Below are 25167 nucleotides of genomic sequence, written 5' to 3' on the forward strand. Positions count from 1 at the left end.
TATTACGGTACGGCTTTATAGCCGCACTATCAAACTAACAATTGGGCTTAGTCTCAATTTCTACTTCCGATTACCCTATCGGGAGAAAAAATCCCTTTGGAGGAACCAATGAAAAATCTGGTGATAAAGAACGAACGGAATTATATGGTATTTGCCGGTAACGCTATTTCGGTACTGGATAACCTTCCGGCTAAAATCTATGAATTATGCTTTGACAAGGAAAAAGGCTACAGTCTGGGAGAAATAGACAATAATTTTAACATCACCCAAAAAGTGTATGGCAATGTTGAAAAAATAACCGGGCGGGTCCTGCATTCCTTTGGTAAAACCGAAGGAAATCTTGGGGTGTTGATTTCCGGCCCCAAAGGACTTGGGAAAAGTCTTACGGTCAAGAAAATCAGCAGCGAAGCGCTCAAAAACGGATTTCCGGTTATTCTTGTCAAAGAAAACCTTGGAAATATCGCATCATTTATCGACACTATCCACCAGCCCTGCGTGATTGTTCTGGATGAGTTTGAGAAAAATTATACGCTTCAAACGAAGACAGATCAAAATGATATGGAAGGTCAGGACAGCCTGCTTAATATGTTTGACTCAACCCTTGCAGCAAAGAAACTGTTTCTGCTTACCTGTAATGACACACGCAATCTTTCCGAGTATCTTGTAAACCGTCCGGGGAGGATACATTACCACTTCAAATCAAACCGGCTCACCATAGCCGAGATTACCGAGTATTGCAAGGACAGCCTTTCACCCGAGTATTATGACAAAATTTCTGATATTTGTAATCTTGGAGCAAAAACCCCTGACTTTTCTTATGATATGCTGCGCTCAATCATCTTTGAATTGAACACGTATAACTGCACCTTAGAAGACGTACGGCGTATTCTTAATATTGATGGCCGGACTCATTCGCCTTTTGATTTCAAAATCTATTTCAAATCGGGAAGGATCGAGGCAGGTTTTGATTATCTCAACATATCGGCAAAGCGGTTAAGGCTGTGCTGGTTTAACAAAAAAGACTTTTGCCAAGGTGATGCTTTTATCAATCCATCTAAGGCGCAATGGACGGGTACTGACAATGGTTCTCTTATTCTCACAGAGGAAATCAATTGGCCTACGGGAGACGAAAAGACGGATGACTGCGTGGAAAAAATTATCTTTACTCCTGCCAAGAAGGGGTATCTTGCTGATGGGAACTATGACGAGGATTAATTGTTTGCAGTTCTTATCATCAAAAAACAATAAAGACCCTTACATAGTAAGGGCGAAGGAGAAGCAAAATGGCTTTTAAGAAAGCGGAGCGTACCCAACTCTATTTGCGGTGCGCGTTATTCGGCCCGTCAGGTTCCGGAAAAACCATGACGGCCTTACGGATGGCGAAAGGGATTGCCGATACGATGGGCGTTCCCTTTGCGGTCATTGACACCGAAGCCCGGTCAGCGTCCAAATACGCCGACCGGATTCCCTTTGACGTTGACGACCTCAGCGAGAAAACCGTTGACCACTACATCGCCGCAATGAACGAATGTGTCAAGGCAGGATACAGGGTACTGGTGATTGATTCCCTCTCCCATGCGTGGCGGGAACTGACCGATGAGGTAGACCGTATCGCCCAAAGCAGTGTTAGCAAAAACACTTTTTCACCCTGGGCGAAAGTAAACCCGAAACAAAAGCGGTTTATCGACGCCATCCTCAATTTCCCCGGACACATCATTGCTACCATGCGGAGCAAGACCGAATGGGTAATCGGGGAAGGAAAGGGCGGGAAGGTTGCGCCGGAAAAGATGGGCTTGGCGCCGGAACAGGGCAAGGGGATTGAATACGAGTTTGACCTGCTCATGGAGTTAAACCAGAAGCATCAGGCGACCGTAACCAAGGACCGTACCGGCAAGTTTCAGGATGAAAGCATTGACAAGCCGGGAGAGGCTTTCGGTGTTGCCCTATATGATTGGCTTTCAAGCGGTACTGCGGCTCCTGCACCGGAGACGAAACCCGCTAAAACCGGGAAGGTTAAGACCGAACCCCCCAAAGCGGTTCCTTCCAAGCTCCCTGCGGAACCGTCAACGGCCGGCAGCGTAAAGGATCGTGGCAAAAGTATTGTTCAGGAAATCGGGCAACTTATTACCACTGTTTCAGAATCCGGGTCAGCCTATTTTACCGAAGGGGAAAAAGAGGAAGCCCGAGGAATCATCCAGACTATCAAACTGGATGAGGCGGGTATCAGGGACCTGGGAGACCTCAAGGGGTTCCTGGCCGATGAACTTGCCAAACGGAAAACAAAACAAGAAAGCACCCGTGCTGCCTAATCCCTGACTTCCTTTCCGGATTTCTATATAACCGGAGCCGTCCGATTCAGGCATACCCTGTATTGCGGCGGTTCCGGTTTCTTTATCTCACAACAATTTATTTTACAGGAGGTACAGTATGTACAAATCTCTCAAAGAAAAATTATCTAAAAGCGTTTTTTCCGAAAGAATGAAAAAAGCTGCTATCGTGTTCGCCCGATCCGAAAACAGGGATGAGTTTGAACAAATACTTTTTGTCCTTAAAGCCCTAAAATACGATGACGAGCATCCCTTTACTTCGGTTCTCCACATAGAGCCAACCAAGACGGGGAGCAGGCTCATTGCCATTGACGGAAATAGGCTGCATGTTGCCGAAATCAACCGGAAGATTGTAAGCGGGGACTACAAACCGGTTATCACCAAGAAAACCATTGAGCTTAAGGACCCGGTGAAAAACATCATCTTCCCGAACTGGACGCAGATACTCCCGGGAAAAACGGTTAAGAAAGGAACCATCAGCCTGAAAAACACCGGCATGGGGAAGAACCTCGACATGACCAAAAAAATGACCGTAGCGTTCAGCACGTTTTCCCGGATGACCGGGGAAATTGTTAATATGCGGTTCCTTGAGGATCTCCCGAAAACGGAATGGGCGGTTTATACCCAGGTCAGCCCGGCTAAGGGGAAACGCAGGAAGCTCATCCTGAAACGGCAGGATGACCCGAAACGGACCTATGCGGTTTTTGCGCCGCTGGACCTTGCGGGTTAAGCAGGAGCATCTATGCAGCAAATGAAAAGCCGGACCGTGATAAACATCAATGAAAAAGCAGAAAAAGAAGGAATCGGAATGCCGGTGAAAATCGACCCGACATTACTGAAAAATCTTACCCCTTCTCCTTTTCTGTTATCGCTGGGGGTTAGTCTGGAACACCGGATTGACAATCTGTTAAGCCTCGTGAAAGCCAACCTAACCATGAAAGGGGAAACCGAAAAACCATCCGAAGACCGGTATTACATTCCGTTTATCGTGCTTAAAGGTCCTTTGGTTAAAGAGGATTTTCTCTCAATTATTGTTACTGTCAAGAAAGATGATGGAGAGAAATCTATAATCCACATGACACAGGCAATAGACCCTGACAACGAAATACTGTAACTATGGACAATGTTTTCAATCTATATGGGTTAGTACCCCGTATTGTCATCAACTATCACGCCGCCTCCGCATGGGGGCGGCTAATTTTAACTAGGAGGCGAATATGGCTGACGAATGTGAAGAAGAATGGAGGGAGGAACTGCCGCCGCCTGAATATCAAGGGGATCAATATCAATCGCAACGGTATCCCTGTCCGCATTGTGGATCAGCGAATATAATTGCGTTGAATAAAAAATCTATATTATGTGCAAGCATAGGAGGTCTTTTGGGCGGAATTATTACCGGCTTCATATCATTCATGGGATTTCGGGATAAAAAGAGAATTGCCAGTATGTTTCTGCTTGGCGCTTTTAGCGGAGCATCGGTCGGGGTGCGTTTCGGACAGTCAAAAAAGGATATATCGTCTGAAAAGACGTTTCTATGCCTTGATTGTTTCCATTTCTTTAAGAGGGAAGAACTTGAAGATCTAAAAGAAACTGCATAAAATTACTGTTTTCAAACGATGAAGCAGTTTCAAGTTTAAAACTGTTTCATCGTATTTTGTATGCTGTCATTATGGGGTTTATTTGATTTATCGGATTTATCCATGCATTATTAATATATATTGTATTAATTGCGTGTCGCCGTGATTGCGACAAAAGATCAATAAAGCAGTGTTATACTGATTATCAGGGAGAATATATGACACAAGAAAATGAGCATTACATGAATGAATTGGCAGTTGAAATAAGTCTTAAACAAACAGAAATCTTGATGGAAAAATCTGCGCAAGCTAAGTCAGATGAAAATAAGGAAGCAGAGATTAAGGCTGAATTTGAACCGGTTGGCTTGATAAATAATACTTTACTAAAAAAGTAATGTCGCCTCGAAAGGGACAAATACTCCCAAAACACCCGCTACTATGGAGGAACGAATGATTAATGATGCAATGGTCCAAGGACTAAAAGCGTATATTAAGGGACATTATGTATTACGGGGTAATTATCCTCTTGCAAATGACTTCAAACCTTACCCTAACGATACTCATAAGCAGGGAATAATGCCATCCTTGGATAAACTGTCAAGTGAAATGGGCGGTTATATTAAAAAGCGGAGAAGCCCCCAAACTTTCGCGGTTTTGCTGGACAAACTGCGGGAGGAAAAAGGGCTTACCCCGGCTCAATTGTATGAGGGAGCTTGGATTGACCGAAGGCTTTATTCAAAAATCATTGGGAACAGGTATTATCATCCGGTTAAAAATACCGTCATTGCCCTTGGCTTATCGCTTAAGCTTTCCATGTCCGAAATGGAGAATCTGCTTAGCAGCGCGGGATTTGTCCTTAATGCCAGTTCTATTTTTGATTTGGCCATTATGTTTTGTTTGGATAACCAGATTTATGACATTTATGATGTGAATGTTCTGTTATTAGAGGCTGACCAGAAGGTGCTTTGCAGAGAGTGAGTAAGGATTAAATGATCATACCCACATCGGGTATGATCACACTTTTTTGTTGATTATGCTAAGGAGGAAAACGGCATGGGCAAAATAATTTATATCATATATGACAAGGCAGATGTGAATGCTTCCTTGGCAAAATTGTTGGAATCGGCTTTAAATGAAACAGGCACATACACTGTAAATATACAAACAAAATCGGAATATGAAGGTGAGAATTTAAAATATGAACTTCTTGGCACGGCAAGGGAAGATGGCGCGATGTTTATTTTTGCCGGGAAAATAAATGACATTCTTTTTGATAAGATTCAATGGCGCTATGATGAATTCGGTATGAAATATGGCTGGGATGGAAATAATGCTTTACTATATACAGAAAAAAGAAAATGGAGTGAAGCAGAACTTTCAGAACTCGCTAAATTATTTGGCAATACAACTCCCGAAAATTCAATAAAAAAAGGACTGAGTAATATCGGGGGTAAAATCAATAAGCTGCCAGCGGGATTAAAAATAGCCGGGGCTATCGGCGGAGCAGCTCTTTTTGGCGCTGCAGCAATGGTGGCAGCAGGATCAGCTTTCTTAATCAATGGAAAAATTAATAACGATAAAATATTTGAGAATCAGCAAAAGTATCTGGTTAAAATATTTTGTGAACAAGCTATCACTGATTTCACAGGGGAAATATGAGTTACCGCATCGGTTCTTTTAATATGCTAAATTTTTCAGGGAAAACTCAAAAAGACCTTGATGTCATTACCAATATTATTGTATCAGAGCAGTTTGATATCATAGCCCTCCAGGAAGTTTTACGTCCGGAAGCACTTACCATGCTATTGCGCCGACTTCCCCTATATTGGGAGGGAAGCCAGGCATCGCCAAGAAGCAATAAAAGTGAACTCGAATTTTTTAATGACGGTGATAACACAAACGAACAGCAGATTTCACAAAATGTCAGAAGTACGGCAAATACTGCAAAGGGCTATGCGTTTCTTTGGAATACCAAGCGTGTACGGGAATGTTCTAGAAATGGCCCGCAGATATTTGAACAGATAAAAAACGGTGCATTAGTACGCAATCCGTATTATGGACGTTTTACTCCTGCCGGATTACCCGGAGGAAGTTTTTTTGAAATACGTTTGATAAATGTGCATTTGTGCAGTCCTGCCGAAGATAAAGCGGCCAGAATGAAGGAATACGCGCTTGTCACGGAAGAAGTATATAACCGGATAAACAAAAAAAGATATGGCGACAATATGCCTGCTTATACGATCCTTTTAGGTGATTACAATATGCCGATAGCATGGTGTAGTGAATCAGGGTTAAATAGTACAAATCAAATGATGATTACAGAACAGGAAGAAAAAACCACATTAAAAAGGAATATCACCGATTCACAATCTGAAAAAGTTCACTTTAATTTTCTTAAAAAGCATGTAAAAAAAGCCATCCATGGTGGTCGCTTGCAAAGCAGTGCAGATAATGATGAGAATTTTGCCAATGACTATGACCATTTTAGCTATGATATGTTAAATTTGGTTGATATTCCTTTGAAGATTGCTCGTATCAATTCCGTTAAGAAATATTACCATAACGATTTAGAAAATCATCGAAAACAAATTTCAGATCATGTTCCAATTGTATTGGAGCTTGAATTAAACAGTGGATACTAATGGGGGATAAAGACTTATGAGCAATGAAAATACATTGGAAAAAACATTTACCGACAGACAAAAACTTGAAGCGGCCTATGCATTGAATTTGTGTACGGTATCGGTTTCACAAATTGTCGATTATAACGACATCTATATCCTTGAGCAGGAATACGATGCAATTTTGAATAACCTCAATATTCAAAATATTATTCATGATGAAGTTTTACTTTCTGTTCTAAAGCAAATCCTTGACACAATTACCTTCTTCAAAATACAGGAAGGAGATAAGAAGTTTATTGAAAAGGAATATCAGGCAAAACTGAAAAATGCTATATGGTCGGCGGTACCTAATTTAAGTGTCATCATTGCCGGAGGGAATCCGATAACAGCGGCGATTGGTATTGCGAGCCAAATCGGTATTGGCTATATGTCTTATCGTAAAACAAAAAGCGAAGCAGGTCTTGCTGAAGAAAGGGCCAAGTGGGAACTTCAAAGGGCGGCTATTGAACAATTCTCAGCTTTACAACGGGAATTGTTTGCCTGTGCGTGGCGTCTTTCCGATAAATATAACTTTGATGATCGTTATCGCCTTACTGAAAAGCAAATACGACAATATAACACAATCCTTTTAGATCCAGACCCGATGCGCCGTTATGAACGGCTTGACACCCAAAAGCAAATTTTCCAGGCATTTCCGCCATTCTGGTATTATAAGGGCAATGCAGCAAAAGAGGTGGCAAAGAAATACGAGCAGAGAGAGGATATATCCGCCGCATATAAAGCAAAAGCCCTTGAAGATTATCAAAAATTTGACACAATCTATGTAGAGCTCATGCGGGAAGACGTTATCGCCGCATCCTGCGCCCTTGAACATATTGTCCTGCTTGACAAGGCAAAGGATGGCGAGGAGATAAGAAAATTGCTTGACCGCGCTATTCGCCTTGCCGGAGATAACTTTGACGTGCTTCAAATCGCAGTTTTAAATTACATCTCCCTAGGCGAGCAAAAAAATGCAAAGGCCATTTTACGCCGCCTGGTAAACGAAGATTACAATATCAGCCTAAATGGTATACTCCTTAGCCGTATTTATTGCAAATGGGAAAAAAATAAAGTCCAATACGATATTCTTCTCGACCGTATCGGTAAAAATAACGTTATACCATGGATAGAGGATGATGCAGAGGCCGATAAGCAATACATTGAAAGCCGGGAAAAGGATTTGATGTCCGGGTTTAATCGCTTTGTCGATTATTTTACTTTGAAATACAAAACAAAATTTAATGAACTTGTTGCTTATGATAAGACAGCCAATCTAAAAAAACGGCTAGAGTGGAGTCAAAACACCGATATTACACAATATCTAGTCGATACCTTGAATGAAATGTTTACCGAAATGCAGCAATTTGATTTGTTTTCAATACAAAAACGCCAAAATAATGCGAGATGGTCTGATTATTTCAAGGAACAGGCTGATTTGGTTTCAGTTAAAATTATAGATTTCAACAAAATAAAAGTAAAAGCAATGGGCATGATAGTGGAAATATCTTCCAAGACCTCTTTCAATATCCTTAATCTTAAAGGTAACGAGAATGAAATAAATCAGAAAAAGCTTGAGAGCGCAATTGAAGTTTTAATTGAATCATCTGAATTTATCAAGGTTATTTCTGATTTTCCGGCTAATATCAAGGAAGAATTCAGAAAAAGTCTTACAGTTGAATCAGTTACCAACTTACAAGATAATATGTCGATTATTCTTGAACAGTGGTACTCTGAAAACGGATATCCGATGTCCAGCGATGATTCGATTCTAGCAGAGTTGCATGATAAAACAGATTTTTATTTTGCATACCCAAAGGAAGCTTAAAATAAGTATAAGGAGCTGCAAAAAATGCAACGATGGATTTGTAGAAATTGTAGGCAGACAACAGATACAACCGGTTCATACCCGGTTTCCCATTCTAATCATTGTTCAAAAAGCGGTGGTATCCATCAATGGGTTAAATTTGTTGTCACCCAACAACCCGCTCACTATATTTGTAAATATTGCCCTGGTTCATTTAATACACAGAATAAAAGTCAAGAGGAATTAAAATCATGTCATGCAAGCCCTCGAAGGCATCATATATTTATTAAAAAATAGTTTCAAGAAAGGACTGATATGGCAACATTCAACGTAAAATATCAAACTATTCGCACAGGGAAACCACCGATAATAATGGGGATCAAGTCAACAATGGTAACTGCGGATAATATGTGGGAAGCAAGGCAGATGTTTAAGTATACGCATATAGATGATGGTGCCGTTTCATATAAAATTGTCGCTGTTATAAAAAGTAGTAAATAAAAATATACAAGGGAGGTGCTAAAAATATCGTCATGTACTGTCATAATTGCGGAAATAAAATAATTACTCCAGTAAATTTTTGCCAAAAATGCGGAGCAAAAATAAATTCAACTGATGATACAACACAATTTGAAGATATAGAATATGAAATGCATGATGACAAAGACAGCAAAATAACTAATCAAACAAAAATAAACCAGTCTAACGAGAAAGCAAATGAATTAACGACAATTCCCCAGTTAAAAGACCATCTTATGCAGTTAAGCAATTCAAGGGATAATGATGAAGCGCTTGCTCTTGCGGCAAAGGCTCAATTACAAGTTTTAGAAGTAATAAATTCACCTGCCATGGTTTCCAGTGTTTTTGACTTAATGATTGAATCATTATACCGAGCTTATGGAAAAACAAAAAACGAAGATGAAACGAAAGAATTGCAAATGCGAGCTTCACTCATGGTACAAAATATGGTTTTCTTTATGGAAGCCAAAGTTCGTTACGAGGAGGATAAGTTTTCTAAACAAGGGAAAGAACTTATGCAAAAAGGGTGCTCATTGCTTGCTGAATCCGCAACCTCTATTATTGCTGCAGGACCTTTAGGTGGCATTAAAATTATGTCAAGTAAGTTGTTTGATGATTTAAATAGTAAAAATGGTTTTTTTAGTATGCTATTTGATTTTATAGGGAAGAAAGAACGAGTTCAAAAAATCAAAGATGAATTTGATGTTTTCCTTGTTGGTTTTACGGAAAAACTTGTTAGATACAATAATATTTTTGGGAAATCAGTTCTTTTATCAGAACTTATATATCGTTATAAGGATAAATTAATAGAAAAACAAAGCTTTAGTGAGCCTAAAAATCCTTGTGGTTTTATATATCATCCAGGCATGTGGATAAAATCATTCTTTATAATTACTGCAATATTTGGATTGTCTTATATTCCAGTACTTCTTAATTTTATTGAAAAAATACAATGGAATTTGTATGCGCCAAAAGTCGCATTGAGTATATGGGTTATAGTTAATATTATTTATTTGATTGTTTGCATTTCAAGCTCTTTTTCTGAAATATTTGCTTATAAAAAAGCACTGATAGCTTATGATAAACTAAAAGACCTTTTAGAAAGTTATTATATTTCAGTTGCAGAATTATTTAGTATCAATACAAACAATAATTCTAAAACACCAACTGTAAATTTTTCTAAAATTAAATCAAAAAAAAGTGTTTTGTTAAAATATATAAGAATTCATTCCAGAAGATCAAAAATAGATTTAGGCGGGAAAAGCTGGGCTACCACTGTCCTATTGTGTTTGTTCCTGGGATTCATCGGTGCACATCGATTCTATGCCGGTAAAAACATAACGGGAGTACTGATGCTACTTACAGCAGCAACCGGCATAAGCTTGATATGGGCGCTGATAGATTTGATCGCTATTTTTAGTGGAAAATTTACCGATGGGGATGGAAACTATATTAGTTTAGCAAATTAAATTGATATTTATTATAATACCCTATTTTTAATCCGGTTCGCTTGAGCCCACCGGATAATGACATTCATAGCAGCAGGTCCAATTCTAAAATTACATTTAGCTTTTGCCTGAACCAGTATACGATCCCTGGTTACCTGTAGTGTTGCATTGCTTTCAGTTAGTCGAGAATATTTATTAAAACAAGAAAGGTTAAATATGAAACATTCCCCGCTTGAACAATCATAAGTATAAGAAGAAACACAATTTTTCATTTTACGGCCTTCGTTAAGGAGATCCTGAGCAGTCAAGAGCTGAGTTAACGTCCATACATATTCATCGGTCTCAAAGTTATAATTAGGTATGTCCATCCCTTCCCATTTTTTTGCAAAAGTGTCATTTATAATTGGCCTGTTTTGCCTTTGTCTAAGATGCCTCGCCTGTGTAAGCATGTTCAGGGCTTCTTGATCTCGTTGAATTTCAACATGCCATTCGTTTGCGAGTGAAATAATGCTGGTTATTGTTCTTCCGCTGAATGAAAAGGCTGGAAATTTCGTACCCCATTTGATTGTGCCGCGAATATTTGTAATTAAAAAATCACAAATATCCCCAAGTTCACCATCCTCAATCTGACAGTTCGGGCTGCGTGCAAGTAAATCGAGAAAACCGGTGACTATGGCATGATCAAAATATTTTTCAAATTTCAGTGTAAACATCTTGACAATAATCCTACAATATTTAGCGTCAAGGTTCCGTGCCTTACACTTTGCATGGAAATATAGTGCAACAACCGATGACGGACCGGTATAGGGCATCGCTGTGTTTAGGAAATAATGGGCTTCGGCTTTAGTAAAGTATTCCTTGTTTCTCCGATAGAATGAATCGCCGCTCACTATGTCCCGTATCCACCTCTTTGAAAGGATAATAATGTCATAATACGATGATTTTTTGTTTTTGCCTTGTTCATCTAGGAAATACTCTTTTTGGATTGTTGTAAATAGCAAGGGAAGGGAAACAGAGTAAGGATATATATAGGACTTGAAAAAATCTATATACTGACGTTCTTTATTAAAAGAACGAGACCTAAATCCCTGGGGTAGTCTATCCCTTTTATCAAAAGGGGTCCAATTTATATACGAAAACGCCTCAAGAAATTTAAAGCCGTCAGGCTTCTTCTCCGCAAATGTATTTTTCTTGCGATCCTCTGCTAAATTTTTTTCAACTGCAGCATCTTCAGATTCTTTTTTTTCCTTACATTCTAACTTATGTTGCCTTTTCTTTCTTGTTTGCATAATAGTTTTTTCGCGCCGTTGCTGCCTTTTTTCACTCCTGTGGATTTCTTCGGGGGTTTCAATACGTTTAATGGATTTAAGCTCCCTCATTTTCTGACCATCCTATTTAACGCATGTTGTGCCGCCTTTTCAATTATTCGATGAGAATTAAGGCAGTACAACACATCAAGCGGTTTTCCTTCCCACGCCTTGATTATTCGTTTAGCTTCTTTGGATTTAAGCCAGTCAAAATGTAAAAGAACACCGTCATAATATTTGAATACTCTGATATGGTTAAAATCTATCAGAAAATCATCTTCAAAATCGTCATAATGATCGGAATATCCATTTAGGATATTTCTGATTTCAGTGGTGTATTTATCCCATACTCTTTTCTTGGGATAGTAAAACCGTGATGAAGAAGACCAGCTTCCATCACCGGTAGCATGATAACGGGGGAAAATAATATCACCTTTTTCGGGGGTCCTCATTTCTTCATGAATACATTGGCGCTCTTTAGTACGAATACATCGCCAATCAGGTCCCCAATATTCTGAGCATTGGTCTGAGGGGAATTTGCGGTAACTTCTGGACATGGCTGCCTCCTGGGTTTAACCCTACGAGAAGACAGTCCACCTTTTTATATGATGCTTTTTCATAGTATTGATAATATAATACTTTATATCCAGAAAAATGTCGCTTATGAAGCGACATTTTCTGAATTATCTTTGATAGTCTTTTGGGAGACTATTTATCCCATACTGCAATCATTTACTGGAACGACACAGCCCCCTTCCAGCCGCCGAACTTCAGCCGCCCTTGGACAAAAGTTATTTTTGCCTTATTATAAACATACTCCCAAAACCAAACTGTATCGGTTCGGGCCGGAAGCAATGCAACCACGGTAGTACCGACCAATGATGATTCTTAAGCTTTTTTAACCCATTTTATAATTTCCCGTCCATACGGAAGGTTCATCCAACATATACCTTTCCAATCTTGCAAAAGGCCGTCTTGCTTCGATGTATACGCAGACACTTTGAGTTCTGAGGTATGGCCATATATCAAGGGTAAAACGGTATTGTGCGTCTAGGTTATCAAATAGATCTTGGATGTTTCCCATAAATCGGTATTGCTACTCATCATTCCTGGATTGATCATTTTTTGTTCCTAAATGATAATTTTATAAAACTTAACAACATATAACTATCAATATCTTTAGCCTTTCGACGGGCATATTAAGGGGTACCCGTAAAGTTAATTATACCCAGTCCTTTAACGAGAATTGAACTGCCCAATTTCTGTCTATATCCTTAAGTTTAACGCTTTTGTTAGGCATAGGGCATGAAGGTGTTTTTTCAAGGTTCATCATACTATATGGAAATTGCCACTGTGAATATTGTATAATTGTTTTGAATTTTTCTGCATAATATAAATTATTCAATACAGGAATTGATACAACTTGTTGATTATACATACGCCATCTTTTTGCAAGAAATATTAAATAGTTATCAAATATCACATTATAATTCCCGAAAATATTTGTAGGGTGTAGATATTCACAATTTGTGCGATTAAGTTTAAATTCAAATCTCATTGGATAAATGATTGATGAAATTTCATCATAGTTCATTTGGTTTACATATTTTAATCTTTCAATACGATCATAAGCAATAATTACGGATTTTCCTTCTCTGGTATAATTATTGCTATAGCGAGTTGTTTTATATTTTTGATTAGTAATATTTGAGAGGATTAAATGGCCTCTCATAAAATCAAAATAAAATTCAATACAATCAATTGCAAATAAATCCGTAAATAAGGTACAAAAACATTTTTCTACAGTTGAAAAATCTTTATTTATTGGTGATTTTAAAATTCCTCTAATAGATAAACCTATTAAATATTCTAATATCTGAATAAAAATATTTTTAAAGGGATCAAAAAATTCTGCCTGAAAATCAATACTAAATCCATTTCTACTGGTATATCTCAAAATAACTTTTTTATTGTTGCCAGATGATGGATGAAAAGCAGACGGTTCTCTTATAAGAAAAGGATGAATCCAAATAGATATTTTATCAATTCCCGCTGGTTTTCCTGTTTGCAATCTTGGATCATTGTCGATATAGTTCATTTATTTTCTCCTGCGGATTTTTGTAAAATAAATTTTTTAACTTGTTCCTCTGTAAATCGTAATGATTTTCCAATCTTTACAGACTGTAATTCTCCGGATTCTGCCATTTTATAAACTTTAGATTGCGAAACGCTCAAAGCACTTGCAACATCCGATACGGTTAATAGTTCCATATCTTAACACTCCTTGGTACCATTAATATTATTTATTTCCACGTGGTACACATTAGTATGTTATGCCGTATAAGAATAAAAATAAAAGCTGTGCGTTAATATAATAAAGTCAAATTTTAGCATAAAGGCCCCCCAGGATTAAAATTATGGACACGTTTTTTTACAAAGCGGTTATAATTGTTAAACCATCCGGCCTTTCTTAAAATAGCTATAAAATCAGGGCAAAGATACGGTAAATAATTGTGATTGATATTAAAAAAGAAGGGATTAGTTGCCTGTGATAAAAAACACGACAGAAGGGGCATGAGTTTACAGAATAATTGTGGTATCGTAAGCGTTAAATCTGAAAGGCAAAGGTATTGCCGCTTCTTCCCGGTAATGTTGAATATGACACTTGATGAATTATTATGAGATTCTATACACAAAAATGATTTTCTGGTCTCCTTCAATTCCCCATTAGTCCTATAGTACTTTCTATAATCCCGTGAAAGATAACGATTACCAACTTTGCGAAATCCGGAAGATTTACAAAGGAATGGCTGATAATACAAGAAAGTGTACCGTAATTCCAATTCATGAATTCTTAAATCTGTAATACTTATATTAGGATAAAGTATGCCTTTGTGTATAAGCTGTATAAAAATATTTGCTATTTGGGTCAATATTGGTATAATTGGATTTAAAACGACACCTGCAATAACTAATATTCCCGTATTGCCATAGTAAAGTAACCGGTATGCCGGGTAATTTATATTTAATCCATGCGCTTCTTCAATGTTTCGGATAAAAGCTTTATTGAATGCCAATGCGAGAGAATGAATACTAAGCTTATGGGACATCTCATCCATTTTTTGGCTCCTTAAAATTAATTGGATCACGGGTATGTTGTTTTTGATTAGATTAGCTGTGACTGTTTAACCAAGGTGGGTTATGGCAGCGAAGAACGACATCCTATGATTCGGGAACATAGGGCTTAGAGAAAACAAAGCCTATAAAAAATGAATATTTATTAGGACTGAATAAATCATCAATAATCTATTATTGAATATGAAGTGTGGGTTACTAAGTAACCCATGTCTATATCGAAAAATGCCCCAGATCGCTGCTATGGCGTGATTGATAGAAATAGAAGTTTTAAAGAAATATATACATGAAATTTAAAGCGATTGAATGAATCATAACTGAGTTACAACGAGGCTGTCCAAAAAGGAGAACAGCCGCCCCTTTTGGGTAGGCAGATGGCATGATGGGAATTTTAAAAGATTTTGAGCGGTTATATAAAATGGTCCAGTAAGAAAAAATTGTAGCCTAGTAGTTCCATTTATATTAATGTGTGCCATTTATTCCTTTGATATGAACCATTAGGCTACAAAAGNATTTTTAAAAAAAAAACAAAAAAAGTCAATAAGCCGCGTTGCCTCATAAAAAATCTTACCGAAACGGGACCATGCCTCATAAAAAATCTTACCCAAAACGAGTAGCCTAACCGGGAGCGAGCAAAGCCGGAAGGGGCGAAGGCGGAGTTGTCCAAGCGGTACCAACGCTACAACCCGGTCTTGTTACAACAGGAGGTCCATCGGGCTGTTGATGCCCTTGAGGTTTTTTAGCCATGGTAAGATTTTTATTTCGAGGCATCCATCTGTTACGGTAAGATTTTATTTTGAGGCATTACGTCCGTGAATAAGGAATAATATAATTAAAGCCCTACGTAATTCCTTATATTATAAAGAGATATTGATTTTTCTGGGAAAGGATCGTATATTGAGTTGAGGCCGTTTTAGGCCAAAATTTTTTTGTAATACAAGGAGGCATTTGATGATGGATCACAATTATGTCATGAAATGCAATGGAAATGTGTCTAAAATAGACGCATTTTGGCGGGATGTTCTTTTTGAAAAAGACGGGTGCTCCTATATCCGGCTTGGTGACGGGGATGAAGTTGCGGAATTTGGAACCGAAGGGCTACTTGATGCCAACGCAATTTTTTTTGGTAGTGAAATCGGTCGGGTCCCAGAAAAATACTTCAAAAATATTTCGGCTCGATACCCAGAGGTACTTATCACAATTATTTGTGATGGATGGGATGCCGGAGTCCGCGAGTATCAGGTTTATCTTGGTGGGAAGTTATATGAGTGGGTTGCCGATTTTTACTGGCATTGGAACGTTAACGGTGAAGCTGAAACTTTCAATCGACAACTAGCGGATACTGTCTCTCGACAATGGCAATGCTTGTTGCTGAACGCTTCATAAAATATTAATCAGAGTCGTTTCCCATCGAGAAACGACTCTGATGTTTTATTCCTTCGCATGGTACATACTACATATTGTAAACATTGCTTCATTTTAACCGTCCCAAGGGGTGGGTTATGTGCCCCGCGGATGGAATAAATATGCCTAAAAGGACATCAAGGGTATTGAAATGGCCCATACCTCTTTTTACGGTAATTTTTTATTGACGAAATTCTCTATTCAGTTTACAATATGTCAACTTTAGGTAAGATGGGATGGGAAAATGCAACCGACACAGCCATGCAAGACAGAAGCAGACCGGCTTGTATACCTTTGCCAGAAATCAGGGCTTACGGCCATACAGTTTGCAGAGAACTGCGGCCTGTCCAAGTCTCAGTTATCCCACTTTATGAATGGTAGACGTAGGCTTTCCCGTGAAGCCTTGGAAAAGCTGGCTCAACAAGATATAGACATCAACTGGCTGCTTACCGGAAAAAGCATAAGACAGGAGATAGTATGGATAAATCGATAGTCTTTATATCTCACTATGCAGAAGAAAAAGAATTTGCACAATTGTTGGGTACTTTCATTGAGAATTGTTTTTATAATAATATTACTTGTTTTATCTCGTCGTATACACTTGAGTTGGGAGATGCTTTTCTTGATAAAATACGAAATAATTTTACGAAAAGCGATATTGTGTTAGTCCTGTGTAGTCCCACTTCTATACAAAGGCCTTGGATTTGCGCGGAAGCTGGGGCAAGTTTTTTCACAGGTAAGCTTTGCATCCCTATATGTCATTCAGGATTAGAGTTTAAGGACTTGCCGCCATTCTTTGACAAACTACAAGGAACTTCATTTAAAACAGCAAATGACGCCCAGACATTAATTGAGAAAATCGGCAAGGTTACCCAATGTTCAAATACAATAATTAACATTAATGAGTTTATAACAAGTATTTTGACTTTGGAAACCCAATATACTTTTTGGAATCGATTAATTGCGGCGTTTTCGAACATCTTAGTTGCGATTTGTAATAGTTTTGGTGGGAACACATTTTCGTTATGCTTATTGTGGCTCATTGATGGGAAAGGTAAGATAGCTTTTCACAGGGATGATTTTGTTATTGCCGAAATCAATAAAGCTACCCGTGCTTTCCCAGACATATTTCGTTCTGGTTTCATTGATTTACCAAATACTGGGTTAAGTCGTACCGGGTATATTATTGAGCTAAAACAGGGTTATTACGACTTAAAACCAGACATATATGTAAAATTATTAAATAGTACTTTACCAGTGCAGCGTGTAGAAATTCCCCAAACAAAAAAGATATCTATCCGAGGAAAGGACGCTGATGGTAAACCCATTGACGTTCAGGTATTATTTTACGAAGGAGGCATCAATCAGCCTAATGAAACAACACAAAGCGAACCCCACTGAATAACGAGAAACTACCGCTCTACAGAGCGGATAAAACCGCCCGCAATTTTGTCACGCTTGTGACTTTATTCCCGAACGCCATCACCGAAATGCGCGACGAAAACCTTGCCACAAATGGAAAAGGTCGGAATAAATAACTTGCCAGTAAGCCCAGAAAAGAGGATGCTGGATATGTACAGGAAGGTGTTTCAGGGAACCGGAGTTCTTGGTTCCCTAGGGGGAGCCTTTTTGAAGGGGAGAAAGATGGGTTTTAACTTAACCAATGTAGATTACCAGGAATTTTTGGAAAAGAAAGAATATATTGGCAATGCCCGGATCAGGCCCGATGACATGAATATTTTTGAATGGCTGTCTGTGGCAGATGCTGATATGAAGAAAACTCCGGAGGGGCAGCAGCTTATCGCCGCCTTACAATCCGTTGATGACTAAAGCAAGCAGACACATGCATTGTTTGGCAGCCTTGGCTTGGTATAGATCCTTCCAGCTTCCCACTATGAGCAGGAAGTATGAGCAAAACCCCAAAATTCAGGAGATTCCAAGATGTGTCAGGAGGATTCTGGTACCGGATGTTGACAAAAAAAGAGAGTTTTCCTATAGTAAAAATGTATTATTTTCCTTAATTGGATGCTAGTGACACAGAGTGGACTAAAACTCTGGATCTGCTCGTGGGGGTTCGAATCCTCCCTGGGGAAGATATTTTACTTTAAACCAAATTGAGGATTCGAACCCGGAGCACCCGCCGACCAACGGGAGGAAAAGCCGCCAGGATGGCGGCGTAAGGGTGTGGAGGCGCCTGTAGGGAAGCAACAGGATGTTGCTGACCGGAAGGTCGAATCCTCCCTGGGGAAATTAGTAAGTCATTATAGGGTAAAGAGTTATATTAAGAACCTCTGGAACGTATTCAATTTCTTTTCTGCTGTACCCACTGGCTGGACGTAGTGTTCTGCGTACCCTATAACATTTCCTGGTAGGCCTTGTAATAGGCTTCCCGGCGGTAATTGTTCAGGGCGTCCGTAATTTGAGAGCGTATCTCCGGATCTTTCAGGGCTTCCACCGCCTCAGTGCTGTACCGGTCTCCGGCCAGTTCTATGAGTTCATTCATGATAAAGTCCGCAGTACGGTTGATTTGATAGCTCCGGCCTATGGTATCCGTGGCGGCGTCAATACAATCCGCTATGGTGCAAATATCGATCATAAACTGGTAGGGGGAAGTGGTGTTGTCAAAATCAGGGGGATAGCCCCGCTTGCCGTTATGGTCCTTATGATGACCCCGCACTACATCGGGGATGCTGCCGTAGATTTCCTTGTCAAGGAACTTAAAGCCCCCGCCGGGATGCCGCTTTATCATGCCGAACTCATTGTCCGTCAGACGGCGGGAGGTAACCGAGACTGCCTGTATGTAGGATATCTTGCCGACATCGTGGGCCATGCCGGCCAGGTTTGCCTCTTCCAGTATTTCTTCTTCCAGGGCGACAACCTCCTCGGCGGTTTTTGCCCCCCGCATATTGATGAGCTTTGCCGGATCGTGGTCGATGAAGTACTTGGTGATCAGGGTTATCATCCTGGCGACCATCATGGAATGGACATAGGTGGGCAGGTGGTTGTGGGTGGTGGTTTTGAGGATCAGGTCGATATACTCCCGGCGGTTTTGTATATCCAGGGCGTTATCCATGACACACTGGAGTTCATCCCCCATGGCTTCAATCACACTGAGGTCCACCAGGGAAATACCCCGCAGGAATTTAAACAGGGCCAGCGCTACCCCCGGGAGCTCCTCATGGCTGCTGGAAATTCTGTTCAGGTACCGGGCAAGGAGGGCGCTGCAGGTTATCACCACGTTGATCCGGTTATTGGTGACTACAAAATCCCGGGGAGGGTCCTGCCACTCAAATTGAACTGCCAGGCAGTCACGGAGTATGTCGAGGTATTGTTCCATGGTGATATGGCCGGTGTGGAAGGCGGAAACGGCGTAGCAGGCTATGGTCATGCCGTTTTCTTTTTCTGTTTTTTTAGTCTCCTCCCCTATAACAGCCCTCCGCTTTTCCCGGTCCGAACCATGCAGTATCCCCAGCTCCCGGCTGTCAAAACCCTGAACCAGGACCTGGTAATTTCGTTCCGCCAGATCTTCGTCTATGGGTTTGCCGACCCCGAACTCCAAATGGCTTCCAACCCAACCCTGCAGCTTATAGACCTTATTCGTCAATTCGTCCCAGGGAAAATCCGGGTCCAGACTGCGCACATCCTGCCGGGCATAGAACAAAACGGCCTTATCCACGGTGTCAAAAAACTCCCGGTATGATCCGTAATTGAACAAACAGGCTGTCAGGCCGCGGTAGGCCGCAACGGCGTAATACCGGGTTTTTTTATCTTTTATAGAAACATAGTCCCCGGCTAAATCCAATACCCGGTGCATGGCTTCGATAGCCTCGGCGGTGAACATAATGCCGTTCAGGTAATGACAGATTTCCCCAATTATGTACTGGCATTGCAGCTCCCGCTCGATCTTTCCTGTAGCCTGGGCATTTACAGCCAGGGCCTTGAAGAGCTCCAGGGCCAGAAACTGATCCACGCTTTTACCCTCATCTCCCAAATAGGGAACCGAATAGAGCCGGCAGGCAAATGCAAAAAGCTCATCCGCCTCGGCTTCCGCAAGGGCGGCGGGATCGGCGAATACCGGTTTAAGATTTTCGTCAATAAAGGTGTTATTTTCAACCATGATGATACGGCATTTTCCCGTCCGTTCGATCATGGTCTTAATTATTTCGTCCGCGTTTAGTCCCCTGGGCAATTTTTCATTGGTCAGGCGGGTATAGGTTTCTGCGTTTTCAATAAAATGATCCTGAATTTCTTTGTGTATCAATCTAAGGTTCTCCCCTATATCCTGAATATATCACAGAAAAAACCAATTTTACAGATTTTCAACCAACTATATCAGCCCCGGAGTTAATTTGTCAACGCGCGCCGGTATGCAAAATTAAAATCCCCCTTGCACAAGCGCCCCTCGGGTGTTACCGTAATGACTAATCCTGAAATGTGAGGCAATGTAAATGGCCGGATATTTCATTAAGCGAATCTTACTTGCCTTGGCAACCCTGCTTCTGGTGATATGCCTGACCTTTATTCTGATGAATACCGTCCCCGGGGGGCCGTTTCTGGGAGAAAAGGCTATTTCGGCCCGAGTTTTGGCGGAACTTGAGGCGAAATACGGCCTGGATAAGCCACTTCCGGTACAGTTAAAGAACTATGTCCTCGGCCTCCTCCGGGGGGACATGGGGGTTTCCTTAAAAATGCAGAAAAATAGGCCGGTCCGGATCATTATTGGGGAGATGTTTCCTGTTTCGGCGAAGATTGGGGCCATTGCCCTGCTCTGGGCGACCATTGTGGGGATTAGCCTGGGGTGCTTAGCGGCGTATACCCGGGGAAGGTGGGAGGACAGCCTGCTCCAGGTTGTTACCACCCTGGGGGTGGCCTTCCCGGTCTTTGTCAGCGCCACGGCGCTGCTGGTTCTCTTTGCCGGGGGGGTGTTTCATGTTTTCCCAAGCTCCGGTATTAGCCGGGGGCCTATCAGCTATGTGCTTCCCTGTTTTACCCTGGGGCTCACCCCCATGTGCTCCATTGCCCGGTATACCCGGTCTTCTATGCTGGATGTGCTTAATAAGGAATACATTAAGACCGTCCGGGCTTACGGGCACCCGGTTTCGCACCTGATCTTCAAACACGCCCTCAGGAATGCCCTGATCCCGGTGGTTACCTACATGGGCCCCCTCATCGCGGCGGTGCTGACCGGCACCTTTGTGGTGGAGAGCGTCTTTAACATCCCTGGTCTGGGTCGTTACTTTATCCAGAGCATACAAAACCGGGACTACCCGCTGATCATGGGAACCACCATCTTCTTTGCCGCCCTGGTTATCCTGATGAGCGTCCTGGTTGACCTGATCTACAAGATCATCGATCCCCGGATCCAGTTTTCCAACGAGGCCGGCTGATGGAAGCCCTGGACTTTACCCCTGCCACCAGGGAAGAAAAGGAAGCCTTTACCCCCCAGCATAAAAGCGTTTCCTACTGGGAGGATGCCTGGAGGCGGTTGAAGAAGAACCATGTCGCCATGGTTTCCCTTGGGGTTATCATCTTCCTCATAGTTTTCGCCTATGCCGGGCCTCTTTTCGTGGCCTATACCTACGATGAGCAGGTGCGGGGCAGTGAAAACCTGGCGCCCCTCGCCAATTCTCCCCTTGAACTGGAAAAGATTGCAAAGGGCGAAGGGGTCTTTCCCCACGTCTTCGGGACCGATACCCTGGGCAGGGATATTTTTGTCAGGGTTATGTTCGGAACCCGGGTGTCCATGCTCATTGGGGTTATGGCGGCGATACTGACCCTGCTTATCGGGGTGGTCTACGGATCAATCTCGGGCTTCATAGGGGGGCGGACGGATCTGGTGATGATGCGTATCGTGGACATCATCTATTCGGTTCCCGATGTGCTCGTCGTATTACTGCTGGCAGTAACCCTGAAGCCCCTGCTCAGTTCCTTCGCGGACGCTAACCAGACTAACCTTATGGGGCGCCTGGTCATTTCCCTGGGGCCCAGCATTATCGCTATTTTTATCGCCTTTGCCCTGCTGTACTGGACCACCCTGGCCCGGATAGTCCGGGGGCAGATACTCCAGCTCAAACAGCAGGAGTACGTCATCGCCGCGGTTGCCCTGGGGGCGCGGGATTCGCGGATCATCCTGAAGCATCTGCTTCCCAACTGCGTAGGTTCCCTGGTGGCAGCCACCTGCCTTCAGATACCCATCGCCATCTTCCTGGAATCCTTCCTTTCCTTCCTGGGCCTCGGGGTAAACGCCCCCATGACCAGCCTGGGATCCCTTTCAGCGGACGCCCTGGGGGGAATGTACACCTATACGTACCGGCTTATCATTCCGGCACTGATACTGTGCCTTTTGATCCTCTCCTTTAATCTTTTTGGCGACGGACTGCGGGATGCCTTGGATCCCCGGCTCAAGAAATAGGGGGGGCGGTATGGTGGAAGATACCTTGCTTGATGTCCATGATTTACAGGTTTCCTTCTTTACCCCCGTGGGGGAGGTGAAGGCCGTGGGGGGCATAAGCTATATCCTCAAATACGGTGAGGTCATGGGCATTGTGGGCGAATCCGGATCCGGCAAAAGCGTGGAGGCCTATTCGATTCTGGGCATCCTGGATTCCCCGGGAAAGGTCGTGGGCGGGTCCATCAATTTCGAAGGCCGGGACCTGTTGGGCTATTCGGCGAAGGAAATGGAGACGATCCGGGGCAACCGGATGAGCATGATCTTCCAGAACCCCATGGAAAGCCTTAACCCGGTGTATACCATCGGAAACCAGTTGATAGATGTACTGCGTATCCACTCGGCGGATACGGCAAAGGGAACGGCGAAAATTTCCGTCCAGGCCGCACGGGAACGGGCCATTGAGATGCTCCGCCTGGTGGGCATTACCCACCCAGAACAGCGGATGGGCCAGTACCCCTACGAACTTTCCGGGGGTATGCGCCAGCGGGTGATGATCGCCATGGCCCTGCTCTGCGAGCCCCAGCTGCTCATCGCCGACGAGCCGACTACCGCCCTGGACGTTACCATCCAGGCCCAGATACTGGAGCTGATGAAGGACATCAAGGAAAAAACCCGGATGGCCGTGATCTTCATCACCCACAACCTGGCGGTGATCGCCGAAATCTGTGACACCGTTCTGGTGATGTACGGCGGGCATATCGCCGAGCAGGGCACGGTGGAGGATATCTTCTACGCCCCCGCCCACCCCTATACCAGGGGCCTCCTCAGGTCCATGCCCCGCATCGATGCGGAGGAGGCCACGCGGCTGATCCCCATTGAGGGGACCCCCATCAATATGCTGGATCCGAACCCGGGCTGCCCCTTTGCGCCCCGCTGTGAAAGCTGTATGCGTATCTGTATCCAGCAGCTGCCTCCGGAGACAGTACTTGATTCCCCGCCCGGTTCACCGCCCCTGCGGGAACACCGGGTCGCCTGCTGGCTGCCAATCCAGGAGCGATCCCTGCAAGGGCAGAAGGAGCCGCAACCATGACCCGGCTTATAGAACTGGAAAACCTGAAAAAGCGGTTCCGCGTCAAAGAAGCCTGGGGCAAAGTCCGGTACATTCACGCCGTGGAAAACGTGCCCCTGTATATTGACCAGGGGGAAACCTTAGGCCTGGTGGGAGAATCGGGCTGCGGCAAGACCACCCTGGGGCGGACCATCCTGCGGCTCCACGAACCAAGCTCGGGGAAAATCTTCTTCCGGGGCCAGGACATTACCCATGCGGATATGCTTCCTTATAGAAGGAAGATGCAGATCATCTTTCAGGACCCCTCATCCTCTCTCAATCCCCGGATGACCGTGGGTGAAATTGTGGGGGAACCGATCGACATCCACCACCTGGCAGCTTCCAAGGCAGAGCGGAAGGATCGGATCAACTACCTCCTCTCCCGGGTGGGCCTGAACAGCGAGCACGCCAACCGCTATCCCCACGAATTTTCCGGCGGCCAGCAGCAGCGGATCGGCATAGCCCGTGCCCTGGCGGTGGAGCCCGAGTTTATTGTCTGCGACGAGCCCGTATCCGCCCTGGACGTGTCCATCCAGTCCCAGATTGTGAACATGCTTGAGGATATGCAGCGGGAACTGGGACTGACCTACCTCTTTATCGCCCACGACATATCGGTGGTGCGCCACATTTCCCGGCGCATCGCCGTGATGTACCTGGGCAACCTGGTAGAGCTGGCGGACAGCAATGAGCTGTACAAAAACCCCCTGCACCCCTACACCAAAACCCTGCTCCAGGCGGTTCCCATACCGGACCCGCGGATCACCCGTTCCCGGCAGCGGATCATCCTGAACGGGGAAATCCCGAGCCCCATGGACCTCCCCCCGGGCTGCCGGTTCAGTACCCTCTGCCCCAACGCCATGAAACGCTGCTCCGAAACAGCGCCCGTGTTGACCGAAGCTGCCCCGGGACACCAGGCCGCCTGCCACCTGTTCGCTTAAACCGCCCGGCTGTTCGGCTTTATAGGCGGCCATTCATTCCATAAACCTAATTTGGGAATTAATTCTGGAAGTCTGGCCGCTGGCCGGCTTGTCCGGGCGGAAATTGGGAAGTATACTTAATCCAGAAAAGCAGACGGAGGAGATACATGGAATTACAATACACCTACTGGCAAGAAGATGATGGGTGGTATATCGGATACTTTGACAATTTTCCCGATCACCCAACCCAGGGACAGACGATTGAAGAACTGGAACTCATGCTCAAGGACTTATACGATTGTTTGGAACTCTCCAAATATCACAAAGCAAAATTATTTATTGCATGAAAAGGGTGGATTTAATTAAAGTCATTACCAATAATGGCGCTGTATTTGTCCGCCATGGAGGCGGTCATGACGTTTATAAGCAGCCCAAAACCGGGAAACAGGATGCTATTCCCCGGCACACGGAAATCAAAGAATACGTAGCCAAAAGCATCATCAAGAATTTGTCCTAAGGCGAGCCGGCAGCCCCCTCCTCCCCAAACGGCGCCTTCGGTTTCCAGTC

Annotated in this window: 28 protein-coding genes; 22 read left to right on the forward strand and 6 right to left on the reverse strand. The window is 43.0% G+C overall.

Going from position 1 to position 25167, the window contains the following annotated elements; all coding sequences use genetic code 11:
* Positions 1-144 precede the first annotated feature (144 nt).
* The 12 genes from TPRIMZ1_RS18600 (at position 145) to TPRIMZ1_RS20850 (ending at position 10359) form a co-directional block, all read left to right on the forward strand.
* Entirely contained in the window at positions 145-1215 is a 1071-nt protein-coding gene (locus TPRIMZ1_RS18600; protein ID WP_157784190.1) for an AAA family ATPase, read from the forward strand.
* Positions 1216-1283: 68 nt separating this feature from the next.
* Complete coding sequence (locus TPRIMZ1_RS18605; protein WP_010256909.1) at positions 1284-2309, forward strand: ATP-binding protein; 1026 nt, start codon at positions 1284-1286, stop codon at positions 2307-2309.
* A 118-nt stretch (positions 2310-2427) separates the two neighbouring features.
* Positions 2428-3057, forward strand: a complete 630-nt coding sequence (locus TPRIMZ1_RS18610) for a hypothetical protein (RefSeq protein WP_010256912.1) — start codon at positions 2428-2430, stop codon at positions 3055-3057.
* Between the two features lie 12 nt (positions 3058-3069).
* Positions 3070-3441: a hypothetical protein gene (locus TPRIMZ1_RS0107050; RefSeq protein WP_010256915.1), complete on the forward strand. Its 372-nt coding sequence runs from the start codon at positions 3070-3072 to the stop codon at positions 3439-3441.
* 103 nt (positions 3442-3544) lie between these two features.
* Complete coding sequence (locus TPRIMZ1_RS0107055; RefSeq protein WP_010256918.1) at positions 3545-3925, forward strand: hypothetical protein; 381 nt, start codon at positions 3545-3547, stop codon at positions 3923-3925.
* Between the two features lie 197 nt (positions 3926-4122).
* Positions 4123-4299, forward strand: coding sequence for a hypothetical protein (locus tag TPRIMZ1_RS20460; RefSeq protein WP_157784191.1), 177 nt, complete (start codon positions 4123-4125; stop codon positions 4297-4299).
* A gap of 55 nt (positions 4300-4354) precedes the next feature.
* A complete protein-coding gene (locus tag TPRIMZ1_RS0107065) occupies positions 4355-4882 on the forward strand; it encodes a hypothetical protein (protein ID WP_010256921.1) in 528 nt (175 codons plus the stop codon).
* Between the two features lie 75 nt (positions 4883-4957).
* A complete protein-coding gene (locus tag TPRIMZ1_RS0107070) occupies positions 4958-5563 on the forward strand; it encodes a hypothetical protein (RefSeq protein WP_010256924.1) in 606 nt (201 codons plus the stop codon).
* Positions 5560-6546, forward strand: coding sequence for a hypothetical protein (locus tag TPRIMZ1_RS0107075; protein ID WP_010256927.1), 987 nt, complete (start codon positions 5560-5562; stop codon positions 6544-6546). Before TPRIMZ1_RS0107070 ends, TPRIMZ1_RS0107075 begins: the two co-directional genes overlap by 4 nt.
* A gap of 16 nt (positions 6547-6562) precedes the next feature.
* Positions 6563-8392: a hypothetical protein gene (locus tag TPRIMZ1_RS0107080; protein ID WP_010256929.1), complete on the forward strand. Its 1830-nt coding sequence runs from the start codon at positions 6563-6565 to the stop codon at positions 8390-8392.
* A gap of 294 nt (positions 8393-8686) precedes the next feature.
* Positions 8687-8872, forward strand: a complete 186-nt coding sequence (locus TPRIMZ1_RS0107085) for a hypothetical protein (protein ID WP_010256932.1) — start codon at positions 8687-8689, stop codon at positions 8870-8872.
* Positions 8873-8904: 32 nt separating this feature from the next.
* Entirely contained in the window at positions 8905-10359 is a 1455-nt protein-coding gene (locus tag TPRIMZ1_RS20850; RefSeq protein WP_010256936.1) for a zinc-ribbon domain and TM2 domain-containing protein, read from the forward strand.
* Between the two features lie 11 nt (positions 10360-10370).
* Here TPRIMZ1_RS20850 and TPRIMZ1_RS0107095 read toward each other — a convergent pair whose 3' ends face one another.
* The 5 genes from TPRIMZ1_RS0107095 to TPRIMZ1_RS0107115 form a co-directional block, all read right to left on the reverse strand.
* Entirely contained in the window at positions 10371-11717 is a 1347-nt protein-coding gene (locus TPRIMZ1_RS0107095) for a PcfJ domain-containing protein (protein WP_010256939.1), read from the reverse strand.
* A complete protein-coding gene (locus tag TPRIMZ1_RS0107100) occupies positions 11714-12202 on the reverse strand; it encodes a hypothetical protein (RefSeq protein ID WP_026043584.1) in 489 nt (162 codons plus the stop codon). Before TPRIMZ1_RS0107100 ends, TPRIMZ1_RS0107095 begins: the two co-directional genes overlap by 4 nt.
* A 665-nt stretch (positions 12203-12867) precedes the next feature.
* A complete protein-coding gene (locus TPRIMZ1_RS0107105; RefSeq protein WP_010256944.1) occupies positions 12868-13743 on the reverse strand; it encodes a hypothetical protein in 876 nt (291 codons plus the stop codon).
* A complete protein-coding gene (locus tag TPRIMZ1_RS0107110; protein ID WP_010256948.1) occupies positions 13740-13916 on the reverse strand; it encodes a helix-turn-helix domain-containing protein in 177 nt (58 codons plus the stop codon). Before TPRIMZ1_RS0107110 ends, TPRIMZ1_RS0107105 begins: the two co-directional genes overlap by 4 nt.
* Positions 13917-14032: 116 nt before the next feature.
* Positions 14033-14764 (reverse strand): hypothetical protein, encoded by a 732-nt coding sequence (locus TPRIMZ1_RS0107115; protein ID WP_010256952.1) that lies wholly within the window; start codon positions 14762-14764, stop codon positions 14033-14035.
* A 967-nt stretch (positions 14765-15731) separates the two neighbouring features.
* Between TPRIMZ1_RS0107115 and TPRIMZ1_RS0107125 the strand changes: the two genes are divergently transcribed.
* The 4 genes from TPRIMZ1_RS0107125 to TPRIMZ1_RS0107135 all read left to right on the forward strand — a co-directional run bounded on the left by TPRIMZ1_RS0107125 (position 15732) and on the right by TPRIMZ1_RS0107135 (position 18014).
* Positions 15732-16166 carry a hypothetical protein gene (locus tag TPRIMZ1_RS0107125; protein WP_010256954.1) on the forward strand — a complete coding sequence of 145 codons (435 nt, stop codon included), beginning with the start codon at positions 15732-15734 and terminating at the stop codon, positions 16164-16166.
* A 262-nt stretch (positions 16167-16428) separates the two neighbouring features.
* Entirely contained in the window at positions 16429-16677 is a 249-nt protein-coding gene (locus TPRIMZ1_RS21125) for a helix-turn-helix domain-containing protein (RefSeq protein ID WP_010256957.1), read from the forward strand.
* The gene (locus tag TPRIMZ1_RS18620) at positions 16662-17585 is read left to right on the forward strand and encodes a toll/interleukin-1 receptor domain-containing protein (RefSeq protein WP_010256961.1); all 924 of its coding nucleotides are present in this window, start codon (positions 16662-16664) and stop codon (positions 17583-17585) included. Before TPRIMZ1_RS21125 ends, TPRIMZ1_RS18620 begins: the two co-directional genes overlap by 16 nt.
* Before the next feature lie 171 nt (positions 17586-17756).
* Positions 17757-18014, forward strand: coding sequence for a hypothetical protein (locus TPRIMZ1_RS0107135; protein ID WP_010256965.1), 258 nt, complete (start codon positions 17757-17759; stop codon positions 18012-18014).
* A gap of 523 nt (positions 18015-18537) precedes the next feature.
* Here TPRIMZ1_RS0107135 and TPRIMZ1_RS0107140 read toward each other — a convergent pair.
* Positions 18538-20445 carry an HD-GYP domain-containing protein gene (locus TPRIMZ1_RS0107140; protein WP_010256968.1) on the reverse strand — a complete coding sequence of 636 codons (1908 nt, stop codon included), beginning with the start codon at positions 20443-20445 and terminating at the stop codon, positions 18538-18540.
* A gap of 187 nt (positions 20446-20632) precedes the next feature.
* Between TPRIMZ1_RS0107140 and TPRIMZ1_RS0107145 the strand changes: the two genes are divergently transcribed.
* From TPRIMZ1_RS0107145 to TPRIMZ1_RS20030, 6 genes are all read left to right on the forward strand, one after another.
* A complete protein-coding gene (locus TPRIMZ1_RS0107145) occupies positions 20633-21571 on the forward strand; it encodes an ABC transporter permease (protein WP_010256972.1) in 939 nt (312 codons plus the stop codon).
* A complete protein-coding gene (locus tag TPRIMZ1_RS0107150) occupies positions 21571-22596 on the forward strand; it encodes an ABC transporter permease (protein ID WP_010256976.1) in 1026 nt (341 codons plus the stop codon). The genes TPRIMZ1_RS0107145 and TPRIMZ1_RS0107150 overlap by 1 nt, the downstream gene beginning before the upstream one ends.
* A gap of 10 nt (positions 22597-22606) precedes the next feature.
* Entirely contained in the window at positions 22607-23665 is a 1059-nt protein-coding gene (locus TPRIMZ1_RS0107155) for an ABC transporter ATP-binding protein (RefSeq protein ID WP_010256978.1), read from the forward strand.
* Positions 23662-24621, forward strand: a complete 960-nt coding sequence (locus TPRIMZ1_RS0107160) for an ABC transporter ATP-binding protein (protein ID WP_010256984.1) — start codon at positions 23662-23664, stop codon at positions 24619-24621. The genes TPRIMZ1_RS0107155 and TPRIMZ1_RS0107160 overlap by 4 nt, the downstream gene beginning before the upstream one ends.
* Before the next feature lie 146 nt (positions 24622-24767).
* On the forward strand, positions 24768-24947 hold the full coding sequence (locus tag TPRIMZ1_RS0107165) for a type II toxin-antitoxin system HicB family antitoxin (protein ID WP_010256988.1): 180 nt from the start codon (positions 24768-24770) through the stop codon (positions 24945-24947).
* On the forward strand, positions 24944-25117 hold the full coding sequence (locus TPRIMZ1_RS20030) for a type II toxin-antitoxin system HicA family toxin (RefSeq protein ID WP_010256991.1): 174 nt from the start codon (positions 24944-24946) through the stop codon (positions 25115-25117). The genes TPRIMZ1_RS0107165 and TPRIMZ1_RS20030 overlap by 4 nt, the downstream gene beginning before the upstream one ends.
* Positions 25118-25167: the final 50 nt, after the last annotated feature.

The organism is Treponema primitia ZAS-1, from assembly GCF_000297095.1.
Classification (GTDB): Bacteria; Spirochaetota; Spirochaetia; order Treponematales; family Breznakiellaceae; genus Termitinema; species Termitinema primitia_A.

Excerpts from the sequence above, each read along its gene's own strand:
- TPRIMZ1_RS0107070 (WP_010256924.1), top strand. The coding sequence starts at position 4,958 with ATGGGCAAAATAATTTATATCATATATGACAAGGCAGATGTGAATGCT.
- TPRIMZ1_RS0107110 (WP_010256948.1), bottom strand. The coding sequence starts at position 13,916 with ATGGAACTATTAACCGTATCGGATGTTGCAAGTGCTTTGAGCGTTTCG.
- TPRIMZ1_RS0107165 (WP_010256988.1), top strand. The coding sequence starts at position 24,768 with ATGGAATTACAATACACCTACTGGCAAGAAGATGATGGGTGGTATATC.
- TPRIMZ1_RS0107080 (WP_010256929.1), top strand. The coding sequence starts at position 6,563 with ATGAGCAATGAAAATACATTGGAAAAAACATTTACCGACAGACAAAAA.
- TPRIMZ1_RS0107155 (WP_010256978.1), top strand. The coding sequence starts at position 22,607 with ATGGTGGAAGATACCTTGCTTGATGTCCATGATTTACAGGTTTCCTTC.
- TPRIMZ1_RS18620 (WP_010256961.1), top strand. The coding sequence starts at position 16,662 with ATGGATAAATCGATAGTCTTTATATCTCACTATGCAGAAGAAAAAGAA.
- TPRIMZ1_RS0107115 (WP_010256952.1), bottom strand. The coding sequence starts at position 14,764 with ATGGATGAGATGTCCCATAAGCTTAGTATTCATTCTCTCGCATTGGCA.
- TPRIMZ1_RS0107150 (WP_010256976.1), top strand. The coding sequence starts at position 21,571 with ATGGAAGCCCTGGACTTTACCCCTGCCACCAGGGAAGAAAAGGAAGCC.
- TPRIMZ1_RS20030 (WP_010256991.1), top strand. The coding sequence starts at position 24,944 with ATGAAAAGGGTGGATTTAATTAAAGTCATTACCAATAATGGCGCTGTA.
- TPRIMZ1_RS0107065 (WP_010256921.1), top strand. The coding sequence starts at position 4,355 with ATGATTAATGATGCAATGGTCCAAGGACTAAAAGCGTATATTAAGGGA.
- TPRIMZ1_RS0107135 (WP_010256965.1), top strand. The coding sequence starts at position 17,757 with ATGTACAGGAAGGTGTTTCAGGGAACCGGAGTTCTTGGTTCCCTAGGG.
- TPRIMZ1_RS21125 (WP_010256957.1), top strand. The coding sequence starts at position 16,429 with ATGCAACCGACACAGCCATGCAAGACAGAAGCAGACCGGCTTGTATAC.
- TPRIMZ1_RS0107100 (WP_026043584.1), bottom strand. The coding sequence starts at position 12,202 with ATGTCCAGAAGTTACCGCAAATTCCCCTCAGACCAATGCTCAGAATAT.
- TPRIMZ1_RS0107125 (WP_010256954.1), top strand. The coding sequence starts at position 15,732 with ATGATGGATCACAATTATGTCATGAAATGCAATGGAAATGTGTCTAAA.
- TPRIMZ1_RS0107105 (WP_010256944.1), bottom strand. The coding sequence starts at position 13,743 with ATGAACTATATCGACAATGATCCAAGATTGCAAACAGGAAAACCAGCG.
- TPRIMZ1_RS18605 (WP_010256909.1), top strand. The coding sequence starts at position 1,284 with ATGGCTTTTAAGAAAGCGGAGCGTACCCAACTCTATTTGCGGTGCGCG.
- TPRIMZ1_RS0107160 (WP_010256984.1), top strand. The coding sequence starts at position 23,662 with ATGACCCGGCTTATAGAACTGGAAAACCTGAAAAAGCGGTTCCGCGTC.
- TPRIMZ1_RS0107075 (WP_010256927.1), top strand. The coding sequence starts at position 5,560 with ATGAGTTACCGCATCGGTTCTTTTAATATGCTAAATTTTTCAGGGAAA.
- TPRIMZ1_RS18610 (WP_010256912.1), top strand. The coding sequence starts at position 2,428 with ATGTACAAATCTCTCAAAGAAAAATTATCTAAAAGCGTTTTTTCCGAA.
- TPRIMZ1_RS20460 (WP_157784191.1), top strand. The coding sequence starts at position 4,123 with ATGACACAAGAAAATGAGCATTACATGAATGAATTGGCAGTTGAAATA.
- TPRIMZ1_RS0107050 (WP_010256915.1), top strand. The coding sequence starts at position 3,070 with ATGCAGCAAATGAAAAGCCGGACCGTGATAAACATCAATGAAAAAGCA.
- TPRIMZ1_RS0107085 (WP_010256932.1), top strand. The coding sequence starts at position 8,687 with ATGGCAACATTCAACGTAAAATATCAAACTATTCGCACAGGGAAACCA.
- TPRIMZ1_RS0107095 (WP_010256939.1), bottom strand. The coding sequence starts at position 11,717 with ATGAGGGAGCTTAAATCCATTAAACGTATTGAAACCCCCGAAGAAATC.
- TPRIMZ1_RS20850 (WP_010256936.1), top strand. The coding sequence starts at position 8,905 with ATGTACTGTCATAATTGCGGAAATAAAATAATTACTCCAGTAAATTTT.
- TPRIMZ1_RS0107145 (WP_010256972.1), top strand. The coding sequence starts at position 20,633 with ATGGCCGGATATTTCATTAAGCGAATCTTACTTGCCTTGGCAACCCTG.
- TPRIMZ1_RS18600 (WP_157784190.1), top strand. The coding sequence starts at position 145 with ATGGTATTTGCCGGTAACGCTATTTCGGTACTGGATAACCTTCCGGCT.
- TPRIMZ1_RS0107055 (WP_010256918.1), top strand. The coding sequence starts at position 3,545 with ATGGCTGACGAATGTGAAGAAGAATGGAGGGAGGAACTGCCGCCGCCT.